This is a genomic window from Marinomonas sp. PE14-40, assembly GCF_051623805.1.
Lineage (GTDB): Bacteria > Pseudomonadota > Gammaproteobacteria > Pseudomonadales > Marinomonadaceae > Marinomonas.
In genome coordinates, this window is record NZ_CP130700.1 from 4709524 (window position 1) to 4726222 (window position 16699).

The following is a 16699-nucleotide window of genomic DNA, read 5'->3' on the forward strand; positions in this document are numbered from 1 at the left end:
AGTATAATCCCTAATTTAAAAAAGGGAGGTGTTTTCGATAATTAGTTACGTTTAAAGCTTCTCACTAACATCGATTAATTTTTGTGTTCCCTGATAAAGATTTAGCATAAAAACGGCAGCAAGTAGCATGACCAGGCTCGCGATACTAAACCCAAGTTGGGTCGCATCATAATGACTGAGCAGGGCAATCAGCATGTAACTGATGCTTTGAATAAAGGTACTAAACATATGTAGCCCACCTTCAATACGGCCTCTCTCGTTTAGGGCTATTTCATGGTGCATTTTATTCATACGGCTAATACGATTTACTGAATTAAATAAGCCAAAAAAAAGTGCAAAGCCAACAATGACCCAGGCTGCGCTAAATAAGGATGAGGCAAAGAGGGCTAAAGCAATCAATGAAACACAGCCTATCATGAGCTTTTCAGGTAAATACTTAATAAGCAGTTGGCGGATAATTAGTCCCGAAATAAGCGCACCTATGCCAAAACTTAATTTCCATGCAGCAAACCAATTTGCGGTATAGCCTTGCTCATAGAAATAAATAGGCACTAACTTCACTAAAAATGTGAGCACAGGGTAAGAAAGGCATGAAAGGGCTAGAAAACTCATTAGCTGTTTTTGTTTTAAGAAAATCTCCTTTATTTCAATGACCTGCTTTATAAAGCTCGCTTCATGTTGAAGGCGTAACTTTCTTTGATAGGGCATAACACCATAGCTAATAGCACCCATAAAAGAAGCGATAAAAGCAATTGCAGCGAACTCCTGCATACCCCATTGTGCTAGTAATACTATGCCAGTAGCACCTGCTCCAAGCGTGGTTATCTGCATGATAATTTCTTGATAGCTGGTAATTTTAGGGTACTCATTGGCTGCAAAGTTTTCTTGCACAAAGGCGTTATTTGTTTTCCAAGCTAAATCACTTGAACACCAAAAAACCAGCTGAGCAAAGATCAGAGTGGTGAGATTGCCTACTTGATAAAAGAAAGCAATTAGAACAATAAATGCGGTCAGAGCCTGGATAACTTGTGTGATAAATAGAATGGCTTTGCGAGAGTGTCTATCGATTAAAGTGGATAAAAGAGGACTTAAACTAAAAGAAGCCAAGGTACAGGCTAAAGTGCTCAGTGCCACTATACTGCCACTTTGTGTTTCTTCTAGCATGATCCAAGGTAAAGCCAGCATAAACATGCCAGAAGAAATGCCATCAAAAAAACGTCCTGATAAAAAGCTAACATACTTGAATGGCATAGGGCGTCCTTCGAATTGATAAAAGTGTGCCAAGCATAAAAGCTCAAGTTAACTTGAGGTAAAGGGGTGAAGGCCAAATTTTTGATTAAGTTTTTCTATCAGCTTGATAGCTAGCTTTAATAAGGTAGGGAAAGTTATTAGATTAGTGCTTGTGCCTGAATCAAAGTAAGGCAAAAAAATGAGTATCAAGCTGGGCTTGATACTCCAAAGTCACTCTCTTTTACAGGATTTTGAAAGCTAATTAGCTTGTTTTCTGGAGGGAACGAAAGCTAGCTTGGCTTTTATCAAGAAAGGCCTGCATAGCCACCTCTCTATCATTACCCGCAAAGGTGAGAGCGAAGGACTGACTTTCTAATTTAAGCGCTTGATCAAGGGGGATATTTTCCCCTTGATGCATAAGTTGCTTTATTGCAGCTAAAGCATAAGGGCTTTTATGAGTTAAACCCCTAGCTAGTTCAAGTCCTGCCTCATTTAAGCTATCAGCAGGATAAACATGGTTCACAAGGCCTAGTTTTAATGCCTCATCACTCTTGATGTTACGACCCGTCATAACCAGCTCTATGGCGAGGCTTAGACCAAGCCTTCTGGTTAGTCTCTGACTCCCACCAAAACCAGGCAAGATAGCAAGGTTAACTTCAGGTTGAGCGAAACAGGCTTTGTCTGACGCTATAATGAAGTCGCAGCTGAGGGCGAGTTCACAACCACCACCTAAGGCGTAGCCATTTACCATGGCAATGACAGGTACTTTAAGTTGACTAAAACGACTAAAGGTTTGATTACCATAGGCAGAGAAGTTTTCTGCTGCTTGGGCACTTAATTGCTTCATATAAGCAATGTCAGCTCCGGCAACAAAGGCTTTATCACCCGCTCCAGTGACAAGAAGCACACGTACATCAGGGTTGCTATCTATTAGATCTAAGCAAGTATTTAATTCTTCAAGGCATTGCAGGTTGAGTGCATTTAAAATCTTAGGCCTATGAATACAGATCTGATAAATGCCAGTTTCAAGGCATTCTAAGCGAATATTTTCAAACTTGTCAGCCAAGGCGTTTATAGTGTTAGTGTGATCAAACTCTTTATTAGCTAGAGGTGTTTGCATAGGTTAGGCCTGCACTTTTTTATCTAGGTAAGCGTAAAAGCCTTGGCCTGATTTACGGCCGAATCTACCCGCGCTCACCATCTTCACAAGCAGTGGACAAGGGCGATATTTGCTGTCTTTAAAACCATCGTACAAGACTTCCATTATGCTCAAACACGTGTCTAAACCGATTAAATCAGCCAATGCTAAAGGCCCCATTTTATGGCTCATGCCAAGCTGGCTAATGGTGTCTATCTCTTCGGCGCTGGCAACCCCTTCATAAAGACAGAAGATGGCTTCGTTTATCATAGGGATCAAAATGCGATTCGCCGCAAACCCTGGAATATCGTCAACTTTTACCGGGTTTTTCTCTAACTTTTCCATTAGGGCAAAACAAAGATTGAAAATATCAGGCTGAGTTTGCAATGCTGGGATCACCTCAACGAGTTTCATCTGAGGTACAGGGTTCATAAAGTGCAAACCAATAACACGCTCTGGCCTATGGGTCGCGCTGGCTAACTTGCTAATGGAGATAGAAGAGGTATTTGAGGCAAGAATACAGGTATCTTTACAGATCCCATCAAGTTGTTTGAATAAATCAGATTTGATCTTTTCATTCTCAATAATGGCTTCTATCACCAAATCTGAGTTGGATAATGCAGAAAGGTCTTGATGGCATTCGATACGCGCTAAAGTAATGTCTTTCTGCTCTTGAGATATTTTGTCCTTATTCACTAAAAAATCTAGATTTTTATTAATCGTGAATAGGGCGGTCTCTAATACTGCGGCGTTTAAGTCACATAGCTTAACCTTGTAGCCTGCTTGAGCTATGACTTGAGCAATACCATTACCCATTTGCCCAGCACCTATGACACCTACCTCTATGATCTGCATTTATACCTCCAATAGATAAAACTTATTTTCTAGTTATTTTTTTGCTGAGTGTGATCATCTTCAAGGAGGGAGTAAATTGAAAATAATTCTATAAATGGTCTAAAAAACTAACCAGTTTATTTTTTTGAATAATTCGTCTAGTTTTAGCCTAATTTCAAAAATCTTTTTAGACATGTGAATTAAGTATGAATAGAAAATTGCCTTCACTTAAATCCTTACGAGTTTTCGAATCCGTTGCTCGTAACAAAAGCTTTCGTAAAGCTGCCGATGAACTTTGTGTGACGCACTCGGCTGTCAGTCATCAGATCAAGCAATTAGAGCAAGAGTTAGATGTGTTTTTGTTTCAGAGAAATGGGCGTTCTATTAGCCTGACGAAACAGGGCGAGTTTTTATACCCAGTGATTAACGATAGCTTTGACAATATTACAGAAGCTGTTGCAAGTCTTAAGTCCGCTAACAAGACAAAAACCCTCACCATTCAGACCTATGTCACTTTTGGCACTGTGTGGCTGATTCCTAAGCTCAATGACTTCCAAGCGAAGTATCCTGATATCAGAGTGCGGATATCCATCTCATTCGTGGATGTGGACTTTGATAAGGATGACGTGGATGTGGGCATCATAATGGGTGATAAGTCATGGTCCCATCTAGATTACACCTATTTGTTTGATATGGAGATCTTCCCTGTTTGTTCTCCTAAACTTGTCGCCGAAGGCAAATTAAAAAAACCAGAAGACCTTGCTAAGTTAGATTTAATTACTGTTGAGCTAGCGCCAGATGATTGGCCAACTTGGTTAGATAAAGCGGGTGTTGATCCTCATATTATCGACTCAGGGCCTGTGGTCGATAACTATTTACAAGCTTTAGAAATGGTTTATGAAGGAAATTCAGTTGTCATGGCTAGGGAATCTTTTGCCAAGCGAGATTTAGAAACAGGACGAATTATTAGACCGTTTGATTTCTCTGTTATGGAGGTCGGGAGCTGGTATAGCGTGCACCCTAAGCAGCAAAATCCTAAGCCTGAAATACAGTTATTTAATGATTGGTTAACCCAAAAAATAGGTGAAGATTCAAGTTTTATTGTCAGAAAATAAAGAATTAGAGGTTAAAAATACGTTTTTATCCTCTTACTTTTACGTATTTATTCTCCTTTCACTCTCCTTTTATCATTTCAATTTCTCTCCTTTAAGTCTTGTTCTAGCACCATAATCTCTTAGAAGTAAGTTTTTAGATGAGGTTTTTCATTTCCCTAATGGTTAGTTTTTTTAACCTTTTATCATATTTTAATCAATTTACACTCACTCAATCATGAGCGCAGAATCGGGGCATAAAAAGAAGCATACTCAAATCATCTTGAGCAAATGCGTAAAGTTAACCCGCTTAGGAAATCACTATGTCCCAATCAGTGAGCTGTCAAAAAATTGGAAGAGTGTTAGAAATAACCCTCAACCGCCCACCGGTAAATGCCATTAATCTTGCGACTAGCACAGATCTTTATCAGGCCTTTAAGCGTCTACAAGACGATGATGATTTATATGTCGGTATTATCACCAATGCAGAATGTCGCTACTTTAGTGCCGGTTGGGACTTAAAGGAATTCGCTGATAAAGGTGATGAGTTAATGGAATCGGCAGATTACGATTTAGGTCCAGGTGGACTAGGTGGTATGAGTGAATTCTGGGGGCTAAAGAAGCCTGTCATTGCTGCTGTAACAGGCAGTGCCATTGGTGGTGGTTTTGAAATGCTACTCAGCGCTGATGTCATCATTGCAGCAAAAGACGTTGAATTTTGGTTACCGGAAGCCAAGCTAGGTTTCTTGCCTGATGGCGGTGGTATTCAGCAACTCCCTAAGCGCCTACCTTACAATCTAGCGTCCGAACTCATTCTGACAGGTCGCAAATTGGGCATGGAAGAAGCCAAACATCATGGCCTAGTTTCCCATGTGTTAGAGCCGGATCAAGTGCTTGCAAAAGCGCATGAAATGGCAGCGCAAATTGCTGAATCAGCACCACTACCATTACAAGCCATGAAAGAGATCATGGCCTTATCTGTGTCTCTTTCTGTTGAAGAAACGTTTGTGCAAACACGAAAAGCTTGGAAAAAGGAAAGTGACCTGCCTCTTTTCGAAAAAATGCTGTACTCAGAGGACTACCTCGAAGGCTCTCGTGCCTTCTCAGAAAAACGCCCACCAGAATATAAAGGACGCTAACTTATGACACTTTCAAATACTCATTACCTAGATCGACTACTAAAGCCACAAACCATTGCCCTTGTTGGCGTTTCACCAAGAGAAGGCACGGTAGGCCATGACATGTTACAGGTACTGCTAAGTGGCGGTTATAAGGGGCAGGTTTTTCTTGTTAACCCAAGATACGATGAGATAGAAGGGCACAAATGTTTCGCAAGCTTATCTGATATTCCAGTAGCGATTGATATGGCGGTGTTAAGTGTCGCGAGTCATAGAATGGAGCCGCTTTTTGATGAAGCCATCAGTTTGAATATTGGCGGAGTGACTATCTTTGATTATTGCAAACTCGAAGAAGAAGCCAGTCCAACCTTGTTAGAGCGACTTGCTTACAAAGCTAAGCAAGCCAACATGCCTATTTGCGGTGGCAACTGCATGGGGTATTACAATTTTGATAACGATGCCTACATTAGTTTCCAATCCCCTGGTGAGCGCAAAGCGGGCCACATATCTTTGATTGCACATTCTGGTTCTATTTTTGTTTTACCAACATCAAACGACAGGCGTTTCCGCTTTAACCTTGTGGTATCTGCTGGGCAAGAAATTGCGACCTCTCTTGATGAATATATGGACTTCGCCCTAGAGCAAGAAAGCACCCGTGTTCTTGCCATCTTTATGGAAGCCATTCGTAACCCAGAAAACTTCGTCAAAGTATTAGAAAAAGCCAAGCGTAAAGGCATACCTGTTGTGGTAACAAAAGTTGGCCGTACTGAAGTTAGTGCGCAACTAGCAGCGACTCACTCTGGTGCCATCGCTGGCAATAATACGGCCTATGACGCCTTGTTTAAAAAATACGGTGTCATAGCCACTGACTCACTTGATGACCTTATGACCTGTGCTCAGATTCTTTCTCAAGGAGGTAATTTAGGGGCTGGTGATCTTGGCTATATTGGGGATTCAGGCGGTTTGCGAGAGTTATTTGTTGATACAGCAGAAGAGCATGATTTGACCTTTGCTAACTTGACTGACGACACCATGAATAAGCTCAAACAAAGGTTGCCTCTAGGTTTAGAAGCGGTTAATCCATTGGATGCCGCAGGGCCTTTTACGCCAGATTATGCGGAAGTTTTCCGTGATAGTGTGCGTTACATTATGGAGGATCCAAATGTGGCTGTGGGTGTCTTTGAGTTTGAGGCCCGTGATGAATTTATTTATATGCCAGAATTTATCGAAATCGCAAAAGAAGTAAAACAGTATTCAAGTAAACCCTTCATTGTATTGAATACCTTCTCACTAGCGCTAAATGCTGGCATTGCTGAAGACCTGATGGATCATGATATTCCATTAGTAAACGGCGTTGAGAATGCGGTAAAGGCGATTGCAAACCTATTTGCTAATCGTGACCAACAAGCCAAAGCACATGCCACAGTCGAGAACATCAGCAACCCAGCTCGCAAAGATAAATGGCATACCCGATTAGTAACAGGCTTACCTATGAGTGAGACCGACAGCTTAAACCTATTAGCGGATTACGGTATTGGTATTGCGAATCCACAAGAAGCGCACACCCAAGAAGACACTCTAAAAGCCGTTGAAAAGATGACTTTCCCTGTGGTGCTTAAAACCGCCGAGCCACATATTCACCATAAGTCAGATGTCGATGGGGTAAAGCTTAATCTTAATTCTGTGACTGACGTGAGTGAAGCCTATGATGACCTTGCGAATCGTTTGGGTTACCGAGTGACGATTGAGCCTATGGTTGGTCAAGGTACAGAGCTTGCCTTTGGTATGGTAAACGACCCGCAGTTTGGCCCTATGGTCATGGTTGGTAGTGGCGGCATTTATATCGAAGTCTTGAAAGATAGGGTTTTCTCTTTAGCTCCATTTGATGAAGTAGAAGCCATGACAATGATAGACAGCTTAAGAACTCGTCCTTTATTAGCTGGTGTCCGAGGCGCGAAAGCAGCAGACCTTAATCAACTTGCCCAGCAACTGGCTAACTTCTCTCATTTAGCAGCAGATCTTTCTGATGTCATCAGTGAGATAGACGTTAACCCCATCATAGTGAATGACAAGGGAAGTATTGCTGTGGATGCCCTAGTTATCGCCAAAGAAGTCGGCGCGAAGCAGAGCGCCGCCTAGCACCTTTATTCAAATCATTAACTAAGCAATTTAATAATTTATCACTGACTACCTTGGTTTTCAGGCGGGCTTTTTGTTGCCTGAGAACCCTGTTGAAAGTGATGCAAGGAGCAGCTGAAAGCGGAATTTAAATAGCACTAGGGAGAGTGCACTGCTTACCACGACATAATAAAAACAAGGTATTTATATGAAAAATCAATCAAACGAGGTGGTCATAGACACAGCCCAAGATGGCTTTTATAAGGGGTTTAATCACGCAGTGACTTTAACCTCTAAAATGTTAATCATGGTGCTTGTACTTTGGGCTTTAGTGTTTCCAGATCAAGCTAAAAGTGTCTTGTCTCAAGTTAACGCGTTAGTGCTAGGCAATTTTGGAACTTACTATATTTATGTCATGGCATTTTTTGCCTTAACGGCCATTGCTCTGTCTATGGTACCTAAGGTGGGGAATATCGTTTTAGGTGGTACTGATTCAAAGCCTGAGTTTTCACGCTTTTCTTGGGTTTCTATGATGTTTGGTGCCAGCATTGGTGTGGGTATGCTGACCTATTCAACGGGTGAGCCGATTTACCATTTCGCCAATAATCCCGATATTATTCAAGGTTTAGTAGCCGCTAAACAAAGTGACACCTTAGCGTCTGTATATCGCTACAGCTTTTTGCACTGGGGTTTTTCTGCTTGGGGAATATACGCACTAGTGGGTCTAGCTTTAGCTTACTTTGGCTATAACAAAGGGCTACCTCTAACAATACGGTCGGTACTTACGCCCTTGTTCGGTAATAAGTTAAATGGCACTTTTGGTCATATTGTTGATATTACCGCTGTCTTAGCCACCATTTTAGGGATTGCAGTAACCATAGGTTATGGAGTGAGCCAGTTTGCTTCCGGTGTTTACAATATAACGGGTGCTGATTGGATTATGAGTGATGGCGCACCTACCATGACAGCTATGATAGTGGCTTTGGTTTTTGTTATGGCGCTTTCCACCTTATCTGCCATCAGTGGTGTGGGTAAAGGTGTAAAATGGCTAAGTAATATCAATATGTCCCTATCAGGGGTTTTATTGTTGTTCTTTTTGATTTTTGGATCGACTTTTTTAGCCATTGAGCTACTTGCTAAAGGCACATTTGATTACCTAATTAACTTTGTTTCTATGGCGGTTAACGTTGAAGAAAAAGGCACAGCCTTAGGCGATTGGCAGTCAGGTTGGACTATCTTCTATTGGGCTTGGTGGATTGCTTATGCGCCTGCTGTAGGGATCTTCTTTGCACGTATTTCTAAAGGTCGTAGCATCAGAGAGTTTGTCTTAAGTGCCACTTTGATACCTTCATTTGTTTGTTTTATCTGGTTTACCTTTGTTGGTGGTACCGCTTTAGATCTTGAGCTTTCAGGCCTTGCCGAAGGTAAGATTCTAGGGGCGAACATCTCAGCGCAAATCTATGAGACTTTGAATGTCTTAATGTCTGATACAGGGGCGAAATTGATGTCAGCGGTAATCGTAGTATTGCTAATGACTTTCTTGGTGACGTCAGCTGACTCAGCTATTTTGGTGGTAAACACCATTAATGCGGGTGGTAGCACAGCACAAACACCACGTTCTCATATTATCGTTTGGGGTGTTTTCTTAACGGCTCTGATTGGCGCTCTGTTAATTGCTGGTGGTCTAGGGGTGATCAAAACTGCCATGATTATAGGTGCTCTACCTTTCTCAGTCATCATGGTATTAATGACAATCTCCTTGATTAAAGCTTTGTTAAGTCACAAAGGTGAAGCGCAAGATACAGATGAAAATCTGGTAAAATCTGCTTAAATGATCGCTTTTAGAGTATTTACTTAATAAAGCGATTTAAATGTTAAGAAACCTGCGAATAAGTCCTCCCGCCTCAGCGTGTGGATAAAAGCCGCTAGATTTATGGCGAGGAACGTAACTTAATAGTGATTCTATTGATAAGGTCTTCAACATAGAGATAGGGCTTTTAGACCACGTCCTTCGGGTCTTTCAGAAAAAGTAACGCCTTGTGTGATACTTTTTCTGATAAGACTGAGAAGAGGTGACTTAATCACAGGTTCCTTAAGGCTTGCACCTGTTTCCATTCCAGGGCAGGTGCTTTGCTTTTTTAGTAAAAATATAAAGGGAAGCTTTATGGCATTAAGTGTTGGAGAAGTGGCAAAACGTGCTGATGTAAAAGTATCGACCTTGCACTTTTATGAAGAGAAAGGCCTGATTCAAAGCTGGCGTAATGCGGGTAATCAAAGGCGCTACGATAGAAATGTTTTACGCCGCATTGCTGTGATTAAAACCGCGCAAATGCTGGGTATGAGCTTATCTGAAATTAAAGAAGCCATGGATCATTTACCGTCTGATCATGCCCCAAGTAAAGCCGAATGGCAGGAAATGGCAAATGCTTGGCAAGAAGCGCTAGATATTAAGATTGCTAAGTTACAAGCCTTAAGGAATGAGCTAGATACCTGTATTGGTTGTGGTTGTCTTTCTATGACACAGTGTAAATTGCGTAACCCAGATGACAAACTGGGAGAAGAGGCCAGTGGCCCCGTATTATGGGAGCAATCAGAGGCCCATCATGATAAGTGAGAGGTCTTCGTCATTCAGCCTACTTGAGGCACTTTATTAAAAAGGTGTAACGCAAAGCTTGATTTTAAATAGTGCGCTATGTATATTGCATAACAAGCTTGATAAATAAGCTGATTTTAGAAAATAATTTAAAGTTAATGAGAGAGTTTAAGTGTCAGATAAAACTTCAATAAAAACGTCCGCCCCTGAGCTTGATGACTTATTGTGCTTCTCACTTTATTCAACCTCATTAGCAATGAACAAGTTATACCGAAAGCTGCTTAAGCCATTAGACATAACTTACTCTCAGTATTTGGTCCTAGTGACCTTATGGGAGCAAGATGAGCAGGCGGTAAATGCCATTGGCGAGCGCTTGTATTTAGATTCTGCCACACTGACTCCCTTATTAAAGCGAATGGAAGCCAGTGATTTAGTAACAAGAAAGCGTGCCTTGCAAGATGAGCGAAGTGTCATCGTTTCTCTAACGCAAAATGCAAAAGAGATGGAAGCCAAGGTAGCTAGTATTATGGAAAAGGCCAAATGTGCCGCTGATATGGATATGACAGAGTTTAAAGAAACCAAAGATAAGTTAGAGAAATTAAGAGATAACTTATTGAAGAACATGTAATACTTTTTGAATGAAGGCTAAGGAAGAAGTGAAAACTTCTTTTTTTTAAAATATAAAAGTAGTGCGCTATTTAGTAGTTGGCTACTTTAAAATATAAATGAAGATAATTAATCAAAATAGAGGATAAAACCATGAAATTAGAAAAAGCAGTTTATACAGCATACGCAAGTGCAACAGGTGGCCGTGAAGGTCAGGCTCAATCTGATGACGGCAAATTGGTTGTTGTATTATCTACGCCAAAAGAACTAGGTGGTGCTGGTGGCGAAGGGACTAACCCAGAGCAAATGTTTGCAGCTGGTTATTCTGCATGTTTCCTTGGTGCGCTTAAGTATGTTGCAGGCCTAGAAAAAGTCGCGATTCCTGATGACACCAAAGTTTCTGCAAGTGTGGGTATTGGCCCTATCCCAACAGGGTTTGGTATTGAAGCGGCGATCAGTGTTTCTATTCCTGGCCTTGATAAAGAAACCGCCACTAGTTTAGTAGAAAAAGCACACGTGGTTTGCCCTTACTCAAACGCCACTCGCGGTAACATCAATGTTGATGTAAGTGTTGCTTAAAACAAACTCTCAGGGTTCATTTTGAGCCTGTAGAAAGTTTAAAAGAACCTCAGCTTGTCTGGGGTTTTCTTGTTTTTGAGGAGTATGAAACGACAAAGTGAAAACTGCCGCAAATCTTCAATCATATTTCGCTTAATCTTGTCACTATAGCCCGACTCTAAATGGCTTTAACGTAAACCGGTGAAGAAAATAGTGAATAAAATGATAAGACCTGTAACTCCAAATGATATCCCAGCACTAGTTGATATATGGCTCACGGCTTCTATCAAGGTTCACAGCTTTGTCGATGAGCAAGTGTGGCAGTCTCAAGTCGAGGCGATGAGAGATATTTACCTTCCTAACTCAGAGACTTATGTTTATGAGGAGGATGCTAAGCCGATTGCTTTTTACTCTCTCAATGATGACCAGCTGGCTGCAATTTTTGTAGCAATAGCGTCTCAAGGTAAAGGTATCGGGAAGCAGCTTATTGCCCATGCATTAAAGCAAAGAGATAGCTTGAGTTTGTCTGTGTATCAAGAGAATCAGGCAAGTATTCTATTTTATTTAGGACAAGGCTTTAGCATTAAAAGCAAACAAAAAGACGAGTTTACAGGTCACCTTGAGTACACAATGGCAAAATCTAGTGAGTGACTTGATGTAGTCGCTTCAGCATTAGGTTATTGATAAAAAATAATGAAAATAAAAAGTGTTTTTCCGCTCACTTGTATCCTTCTTATACAAAAAGCGTAGAATCTTTGGGCTATTGAATGGGATTAAACCTTAGTCAACAAAGAGGGATAAACATGGCATTTGAAGTTTGGTTAATGTTCACCGCAGCAGCATTTTTAAATGTAGTGAGTCCTGGACCTGCCATCATACTGGCAATTTCGAACGGAGTATCTTGGGGTTATAAATCTGTCCTTGCAGCTGCGCTGGGTAATATCATGGGGATATTTATACTCTCTTCTATCTCAATGTTGGGTTTGGGCTTAGTGCTAAAAACCTCAGCGCTACTTTTTACGATTCTTAAGGTTTTAGGTGCCTGCTACCTTGTCTACCTTGGGATTAAAAAGTTTAGAAGTAAGGATACCTTCTTTGTTGAATCTGAAAATGAACAGATAGCTAGCGTTAAGATCAACTACTTTGCTAAGTTCAAAGAAGCCTTCATGATCGCCATGACTAATCCAAAAGCGATTCTCTTTTTTGTTGCTTTTTTTCCAATGTTTTTGGATACCAGCTTAGCGGCATTCCCACAGTTTATGATAATGACACTTACCTTTATGGCGCTGTCTTTTATCAGCCTAGCAAGCTTTGGTTACCTAGCGAAATCCGTTCGTCATTGGTTTAAAAACGTGAGTCTAGTTAAAATCTTCCACCGCGTTACAGGCGGCATTTTTATTGGTTTTGGTGTGGCGCTTTTACAAGTAAAAAACTGAGAGCCCATCATAGAGAGAAGCTCTAAAAATAGTTAGCTAGATATTCAGTAGCCTTGCCAATGACAAAAATTGGTAAGGCTGCTACGAGCACACCTAATAAATATTTGAAAGGAGAAAGCAGCTTTCCTGAACCAAATGTCATTGCTATCCCTCCACCCCCGCCTAGTAACGTGTTACCAGGCATATTTATTAAGAGTGCAAGTGTTACAACAGGGTTGAACCTGCCTATATGTGTTAATATTTTTGAATGGATGAAGAAGTTTTCAATCTTTTTATCTTTTCTTTCTGAAAAATAACGACCAATTAAGAAAGGAATCATTAAGCCAATAATTGTAGAAAAATAAATTATAGAAGAGCTCTCGTTACCTAGTACAATTAAGAGGCAGAGGGCAATTTCTGCTGAAGGTATATATGGGATTGCTAATAAAATAATGTATAAAATTAAAATGGCAGAAAAAATAATCTGATTCTCTCTTACTTTTAGCATGAGATTAGTAATACTTTCTGAGTTTTGACTGAAAATAAAACTAATATAAAGCGCTGTTAATATAATGATTGATTTAAAAAGAAAATTAATCATTATAACTTTCTCTTCTCTGAGCTATGACGAATATACTTGTTTTGTCTAATTTCCAAAAACGCATTACTTTAAAATTTTTCGCACGTATTATTTTTATGAAATTCACTTCATTTTGATATTCTAAATAAGGTGCTAGCCTTAATATTTGAGCAAATGATAATAAAGCTTTTAAAGGGAACGGAATGTCTTTTAGCAGTATTAAATTCAGGACTATATAGCCGTTATAGTTTACGGCATTAAGCATTGACTCTAGCACATCTTCAGCATTCTCTAAGAGGTGTAAAACACTATGAGCCATCACCATATCATAGTATTTATAAGGCAGGGAGAGCGCTTCAATATCTTTAAGGATAAACTCTACTTTATGTTTCTCATTGTCTAATCTTCTATTGGCTATTTTTATCATCTCTTCAGAAAAATCATAAGCGGTATAACTATAAGCTTTACTTGAAAGCTTAAGGGCAGTGGAACCTGTTCCACAACCAAGTTCAAGTATTGATGATTCAGGTCTGATTAATTGGCTAATTTGATCAAGTTTTGAATTATAATTTTGAGGGTTTCTTACCGGAGATTTGTAATAGTGCTTTGAAAGTCGGTTCCAAAAAGCAGATTTATTTTTCATCATCATATTACCTTTTAACCATTCGCTTAAATTTATCTAGAGCATTTACAAGAGGTCTCCATACCTCCAATAAATAATAAAGGTGAACCAATTCCACCGGAGCTGCTTAATTCACTAATTTCAGGATGATTTTCACAGACATTGCTACAAGCCATTGCAGCCTCAGTAAAATATTCATGTTTGTTCTGATTCGAGCTACAAGCAATTAAAAGCAGAGAGGCAAAAGGTAAAATAAAGACTTTTTTCATTTTTAATTCCTAAGTTTTTAATGTTTTATTCGGGTTCTAGTGTGACTTTTAGCCGTTATGACTTAGATGGTAAGTTTATCAATTAGCTTTTTTTCTTCATCCGCCTTTTGTATGAAATTAGATCACCAAAAAGGATGATTTTAATTTTATGTCTAGAGGTAAGGGAGATAGATGGGTGGCGTCTAAATGAAAGTATAATCTTGAGTAAATTTGATGATGAAATCATTAGAACAGTTTGAGCCACAGAAATGTCAGGCGCCAAATTTTTAGCAAATCATAAAGGTTGATATATTGGCTTAAGTTGAGAAGAAACTGAAATAATGCCAGTGTTGAGAAGCCTATATAAAAGTTTCTTTTCATCATGAATGTCCTAATCTTGAGCTTTAGATTTCCATTTTTTATATGTTTATAAAGGTGGTCTTACAGGCAAGTTAGGCTCTTATTGATCCGCCAATTAGGTGAAATTAGGTCATCCAAAAGTAGTAGCTTTCTTCCTTATTAATGAAGGCATCTTTAGATTTATGAGAGGAAAAATCACTATTTAGGAGGATTTAGTTTAAAAAGTTATCTTGTATGATTTACCTTCTTGCTCAATGTTCACAGGTATACAAATGAAAAAGAAAAAAGAGACAGAGACTCCACAATATTCAGTGCCTAGCTTTATTCCTATTAAAGGACCATTTGCACGCTGGCCGAATTTGAGTGAAGTTGTTTTAGCTATTTGTGTTTTTCTGGCTTCAGTTTTTGTTTCTTCAGAAGGGGATGGCGATGAGGTCATCATTAGAGCCTTGGACGAAACGCCAGCCTTGCTCCTTATTCTGTTGGCAATTGCTTCTATTTCTCTTTACTGGAGAAAAGAACATCCATTAAAAGTGCTAGCGGTTACGCTTCTTATGATGGCGATAGCAACTGCTCTAGGGCTTTCTTTTGATTTCTTTGGTGTTCCAATTGCCTTATATAGTGTTGGGAGGTATGAGATAAGAGATAAGTTAAGTCAGTTAGGTGGTGCAACGATTGGGTTGATAGGGCTCATTTTAATCTTTGATAAGAATGAAACACTGACAGATATGGGCTTCTCTTTTATCTTTTTATTTCTGTCTTGGTATATAGGGAGAAGAGTATTAGCAAGGCGTGAATACTTGCAGCTATTGCAAGAGAGAGCAGAGCAGCTTGAGAAAGATAAAATTAATGATGCGAAGAAAGCGGTAGAAGAAGAGAGGGGGCGCATTGCAAGAGAGCTTCATGATGTTGTGGCTCATCAAGTAAGCTTAATGACAGTTCAGGCTGGGGCTGCAAAAATAGTGTTTAAAAAAGAACCTCAAAAAGCGATGAATGCAATGGATGCCGTAGAGCATGCTGGTAGAGAGGCGCTGATTGAGTTGAGGCGTTTACTTGGTGTTATTAGGCCTGATGAAGAAGTGTGTGAATTAGCACCTCAGCCGGGGTTAGGTGATGTCCCTAAATTAGTCGAAAATTTTTGTAACGCAGGCTTAGTTGTGACGATGGAAATGCCTACTTTAAATAAAGCTCTGCCGGTGAGTATGGACTTAACAATATATCGTATTATTCAAGAGTCTCTTACTAATGTATTAAAACATGTTGGTAAGAAGGCATCTGTGCATGTCTGTGTTAAATATAATGAAAATAATATACAGATAGAAATTAAAGATGAGGGTCTGGCAGAAAAAGAGAAAGTACCAGAAAGGTCAGGTTATGGGCTTATAGGAATGCGAGAAAGAATTGTGTTATTAGGGGGTACGCTTGAAACGAAAAAGCTAGATCAGGGTGGTTTCCAAGTTAAGTGTTATTTGCCTTTTGAGCAGGAATAAGCAGCATGAGTATACGAATTGTTATAGTTGATGATCAGGCATTGGTGAGAAGCGGGTTATCTATGATCCTTGATCATCAAAGTGATATTGAGGTTGTCGCTGAATGTGCCAATGGCGTAGAAGCAATTGAAGCCGCAAAGAAATACATCCCTGATTTAATTTTAATGGATATTCGAATGCCTGAAATGGATGGTTTGTCTGCAACCTCAGCTATTCTAGGGGATTTAAATATACAGACCCGTATCGTAATTTTGTCTACCTTTGATTTAGATGAATATATTTATCGTGCATTAAGAGAAGGTGCAAGTGGGTTTATTTTAAAAGATACACCTCCTGATGAGTTAATTGCTGCAGTCCATGTGGTTGCTCAGGGAGGCGCTTTGTTAACACCTTCAATCACTAAGAAGCTGATCGGAGCTTTTGTTGAGTTAAAGCCTTCTCATACAAATGTAACAGGACATATAGAGAGGCTAACGATACGAGAAAAAGAGATCTTAAAAAACCTAGCATTTGGCTTTAATAATAGTGAAATAGCCAGTCGTTTATTTATTGGTGAATCAACCGTAAAAACTCATGTATCTAGCTTACTAAGTAAGCTTGAACTCAGAGATAGAGCTCAAGCTGTCATTTTTGCTTATGAAAATGGTGTTATTCGAGTTGGTGCACATAACAAAGCTAGTGAATGATTAAGTGGGTGT

At 39.7% G+C, this 16699-nt stretch carries 17 protein-coding genes; 11 read left to right on the plus strand and 6 right to left on the minus strand.

All coding sequences use genetic code 11. From position 1 onward, the window contains the following. Window positions 1-51: 51 nt before the first annotated feature. From Q0A08_RS21800 to Q0A08_RS21810, 3 genes are all read right to left on the minus strand, one after another. Window positions 52-1251 carry an MFS transporter gene (locus Q0A08_RS21800; RefSeq protein ID WP_438463614.1) on the minus strand — a complete coding sequence of 400 codons (1200 nt, stop codon included), beginning with the start codon at window positions 1249-1251 and terminating at the stop codon, window positions 52-54. 241 nt (window positions 1252-1492) lie between these two features. Beyond that, a complete protein-coding gene (locus Q0A08_RS21805) occupies window positions 1493-2350 on the minus strand; it encodes an enoyl-CoA hydratase/isomerase family protein (protein WP_438463615.1) in 858 nt (285 codons plus the stop codon). 3 nt (window positions 2351-2353) lie between these two features. After that, window positions 2354-3223: a 3-hydroxybutyryl-CoA dehydrogenase gene (locus Q0A08_RS21810; RefSeq protein WP_438463616.1), complete on the minus strand. Its 870-nt coding sequence runs from the start codon at window positions 3221-3223 to the stop codon at window positions 2354-2356. A gap of 185 nt (window positions 3224-3408) precedes the next feature. On the opposite strand from Q0A08_RS21810, the gene gcvA reads away from it, so the two are divergent. The 9 genes from gcvA to Q0A08_RS21855 all read left to right on the plus strand — a co-directional run bounded on the left by gcvA (window position 3409) and on the right by Q0A08_RS21855 (window position 12722). After that, window positions 3409-4317, plus strand: a complete 909-nt coding sequence (gcvA, locus tag Q0A08_RS21815) for a transcriptional regulator GcvA (protein WP_438463617.1) — start codon at window positions 3409-3411, stop codon at window positions 4315-4317. A 299-nt stretch (window positions 4318-4616) separates the two neighbouring features. Further along, complete coding sequence (locus Q0A08_RS21820; protein ID WP_438463618.1) at window positions 4617-5432, plus strand: enoyl-CoA hydratase-related protein; 816 nt, start codon at window positions 4617-4619, stop codon at window positions 5430-5432. 3 nt (window positions 5433-5435) lie between these two features. Then, on the plus strand, window positions 5436-7550 hold the full coding sequence (locus Q0A08_RS21825) for an acetate--CoA ligase family protein (RefSeq protein ID WP_438463619.1): 2115 nt from the start codon (window positions 5436-5438) through the stop codon (window positions 7548-7550). A 187-nt stretch (window positions 7551-7737) separates the two neighbouring features. Beyond that, window positions 7738-9360: a BCCT family transporter gene (locus tag Q0A08_RS21830; RefSeq protein WP_438463620.1), complete on the plus strand. Its 1623-nt coding sequence runs from the start codon at window positions 7738-7740 to the stop codon at window positions 9358-9360. 333 nt (window positions 9361-9693) lie between these two features. Beyond that, window positions 9694-10143: a redox-sensitive transcriptional activator SoxR gene (gene soxR, locus Q0A08_RS21835; protein ID WP_438463621.1), complete on the plus strand. Its 450-nt coding sequence runs from the start codon at window positions 9694-9696 to the stop codon at window positions 10141-10143. Between the two features lie 151 nt (window positions 10144-10294). Beyond that, window positions 10295-10750, plus strand: a complete 456-nt coding sequence (locus tag Q0A08_RS21840; protein ID WP_438463622.1) for a MarR family winged helix-turn-helix transcriptional regulator — start codon at window positions 10295-10297, stop codon at window positions 10748-10750. 131 nt (window positions 10751-10881) lie between these two features. Next, window positions 10882-11307 (plus strand): organic hydroperoxide resistance protein, encoded by a 426-nt coding sequence (locus Q0A08_RS21845; protein ID WP_438463623.1) that lies wholly within the window; start codon window positions 10882-10884, stop codon window positions 11305-11307. A 201-nt stretch (window positions 11308-11508) separates the two neighbouring features. Further along, window positions 11509-11937, plus strand: coding sequence for a GNAT family N-acetyltransferase (locus tag Q0A08_RS21850; RefSeq protein WP_438463624.1), 429 nt, complete (start codon window positions 11509-11511; stop codon window positions 11935-11937). A 152-nt stretch (window positions 11938-12089) separates the two neighbouring features. Beyond that, window positions 12090-12722, plus strand: coding sequence for a LysE family translocator (locus Q0A08_RS21855; protein WP_438463625.1), 633 nt, complete (start codon window positions 12090-12092; stop codon window positions 12720-12722). Window positions 12723-12744: 22 nt separating this feature from the next. Here the strand turns inward: Q0A08_RS21855 and Q0A08_RS21860 are convergent, their stop codons facing one another. Genes Q0A08_RS21860 through Q0A08_RS21870 form a run of 3 tightly spaced genes read right to left on the minus strand, consistent with a single transcriptional unit; the run spans window position 12745 to window position 14172 of the window. Beyond that, a complete protein-coding gene (locus tag Q0A08_RS21860; RefSeq protein WP_438463626.1) occupies window positions 12745-13302 on the minus strand; it encodes a hypothetical protein in 558 nt (185 codons plus the stop codon). Beyond that, on the minus strand, window positions 13295-13924 hold the full coding sequence (locus Q0A08_RS21865; protein ID WP_438463627.1) for a class I SAM-dependent methyltransferase: 630 nt from the start codon (window positions 13922-13924) through the stop codon (window positions 13295-13297). The genes Q0A08_RS21860 and Q0A08_RS21865 overlap by 8 nt, the downstream gene beginning before the upstream one ends. 32 nt (window positions 13925-13956) lie before the next feature. Continuing rightward, window positions 13957-14172: a hypothetical protein gene (locus Q0A08_RS21870; RefSeq protein ID WP_438463628.1), complete on the minus strand. Its 216-nt coding sequence runs from the start codon at window positions 14170-14172 to the stop codon at window positions 13957-13959. Window positions 14173-14783: 611 nt separating this feature from the next. Here Q0A08_RS21870 and Q0A08_RS21875 point away from each other — a divergent pair. Then, window positions 14784-16001, plus strand: a complete 1218-nt coding sequence (locus Q0A08_RS21875; RefSeq protein WP_438463629.1) for a histidine kinase — start codon at window positions 14784-14786, stop codon at window positions 15999-16001. A 5-nt stretch (window positions 16002-16006) separates the two neighbouring features. Continuing rightward, the gene (locus tag Q0A08_RS21880; RefSeq protein ID WP_438463630.1) at window positions 16007-16687 is read left to right on the plus strand and encodes a response regulator; all 681 of its coding nucleotides are present in this window, start codon (window positions 16007-16009) and stop codon (window positions 16685-16687) included. Window positions 16688-16699: the final 12 nt, after the last annotated feature.

Bases quoted from the DNA above. Each gene is read 5' to 3' on its own strand.
- soxR (WP_438463621.1), top strand. From the start codon at position 9,694: ATGGCATTAAGTGTTGGAGAAGTGGCAAAACGTGCTGATGTAAAAGTA.
- Q0A08_RS21810 (WP_438463616.1), bottom strand. From the start codon at position 3,223: ATGCAGATCATAGAGGTAGGTGTCATAGGTGCTGGGCAAATGGGTAAT.
- Q0A08_RS21870 (WP_438463628.1), bottom strand. From the start codon at position 14,172: ATGAAAAAAGTCTTTATTTTACCTTTTGCCTCTCTGCTTTTAATTGCT.
- Q0A08_RS21825 (WP_438463619.1), top strand. From the start codon at position 5,436: ATGACACTTTCAAATACTCATTACCTAGATCGACTACTAAAGCCACAA.
- gcvA (WP_438463617.1), top strand. From the start codon at position 3,409: ATGAATAGAAAATTGCCTTCACTTAAATCCTTACGAGTTTTCGAATCC.
- Q0A08_RS21850 (WP_438463624.1), top strand. From the start codon at position 11,509: ATGATAAGACCTGTAACTCCAAATGATATCCCAGCACTAGTTGATATA.
- Q0A08_RS21820 (WP_438463618.1), top strand. From the start codon at position 4,617: ATGTCCCAATCAGTGAGCTGTCAAAAAATTGGAAGAGTGTTAGAAATA.
- Q0A08_RS21805 (WP_438463615.1), bottom strand. From the start codon at position 2,350: ATGCAAACACCTCTAGCTAATAAAGAGTTTGATCACACTAACACTATA.
- Q0A08_RS21830 (WP_438463620.1), top strand. From the start codon at position 7,738: ATGAAAAATCAATCAAACGAGGTGGTCATAGACACAGCCCAAGATGGC.
- Q0A08_RS21865 (WP_438463627.1), bottom strand. From the start codon at position 13,924: ATGAAAAATAAATCTGCTTTTTGGAACCGACTTTCAAAGCACTATTAC.
- Q0A08_RS21880 (WP_438463630.1), top strand. From the start codon at position 16,007: ATGAGTATACGAATTGTTATAGTTGATGATCAGGCATTGGTGAGAAGC.
- Q0A08_RS21860 (WP_438463626.1), bottom strand. From the start codon at position 13,302: ATGATTAATTTTCTTTTTAAATCAATCATTATATTAACAGCGCTTTAT.
- Q0A08_RS21875 (WP_438463629.1), top strand. From the start codon at position 14,784: ATGAAAAAGAAAAAAGAGACAGAGACTCCACAATATTCAGTGCCTAGC.
- Q0A08_RS21800 (WP_438463614.1), bottom strand. From the start codon at position 1,251: ATGCCATTCAAGTATGTTAGCTTTTTATCAGGACGTTTTTTTGATGGC.
- Q0A08_RS21855 (WP_438463625.1), top strand. From the start codon at position 12,090: ATGGCATTTGAAGTTTGGTTAATGTTCACCGCAGCAGCATTTTTAAAT.
- Q0A08_RS21845 (WP_438463623.1), top strand. From the start codon at position 10,882: ATGAAATTAGAAAAAGCAGTTTATACAGCATACGCAAGTGCAACAGGT.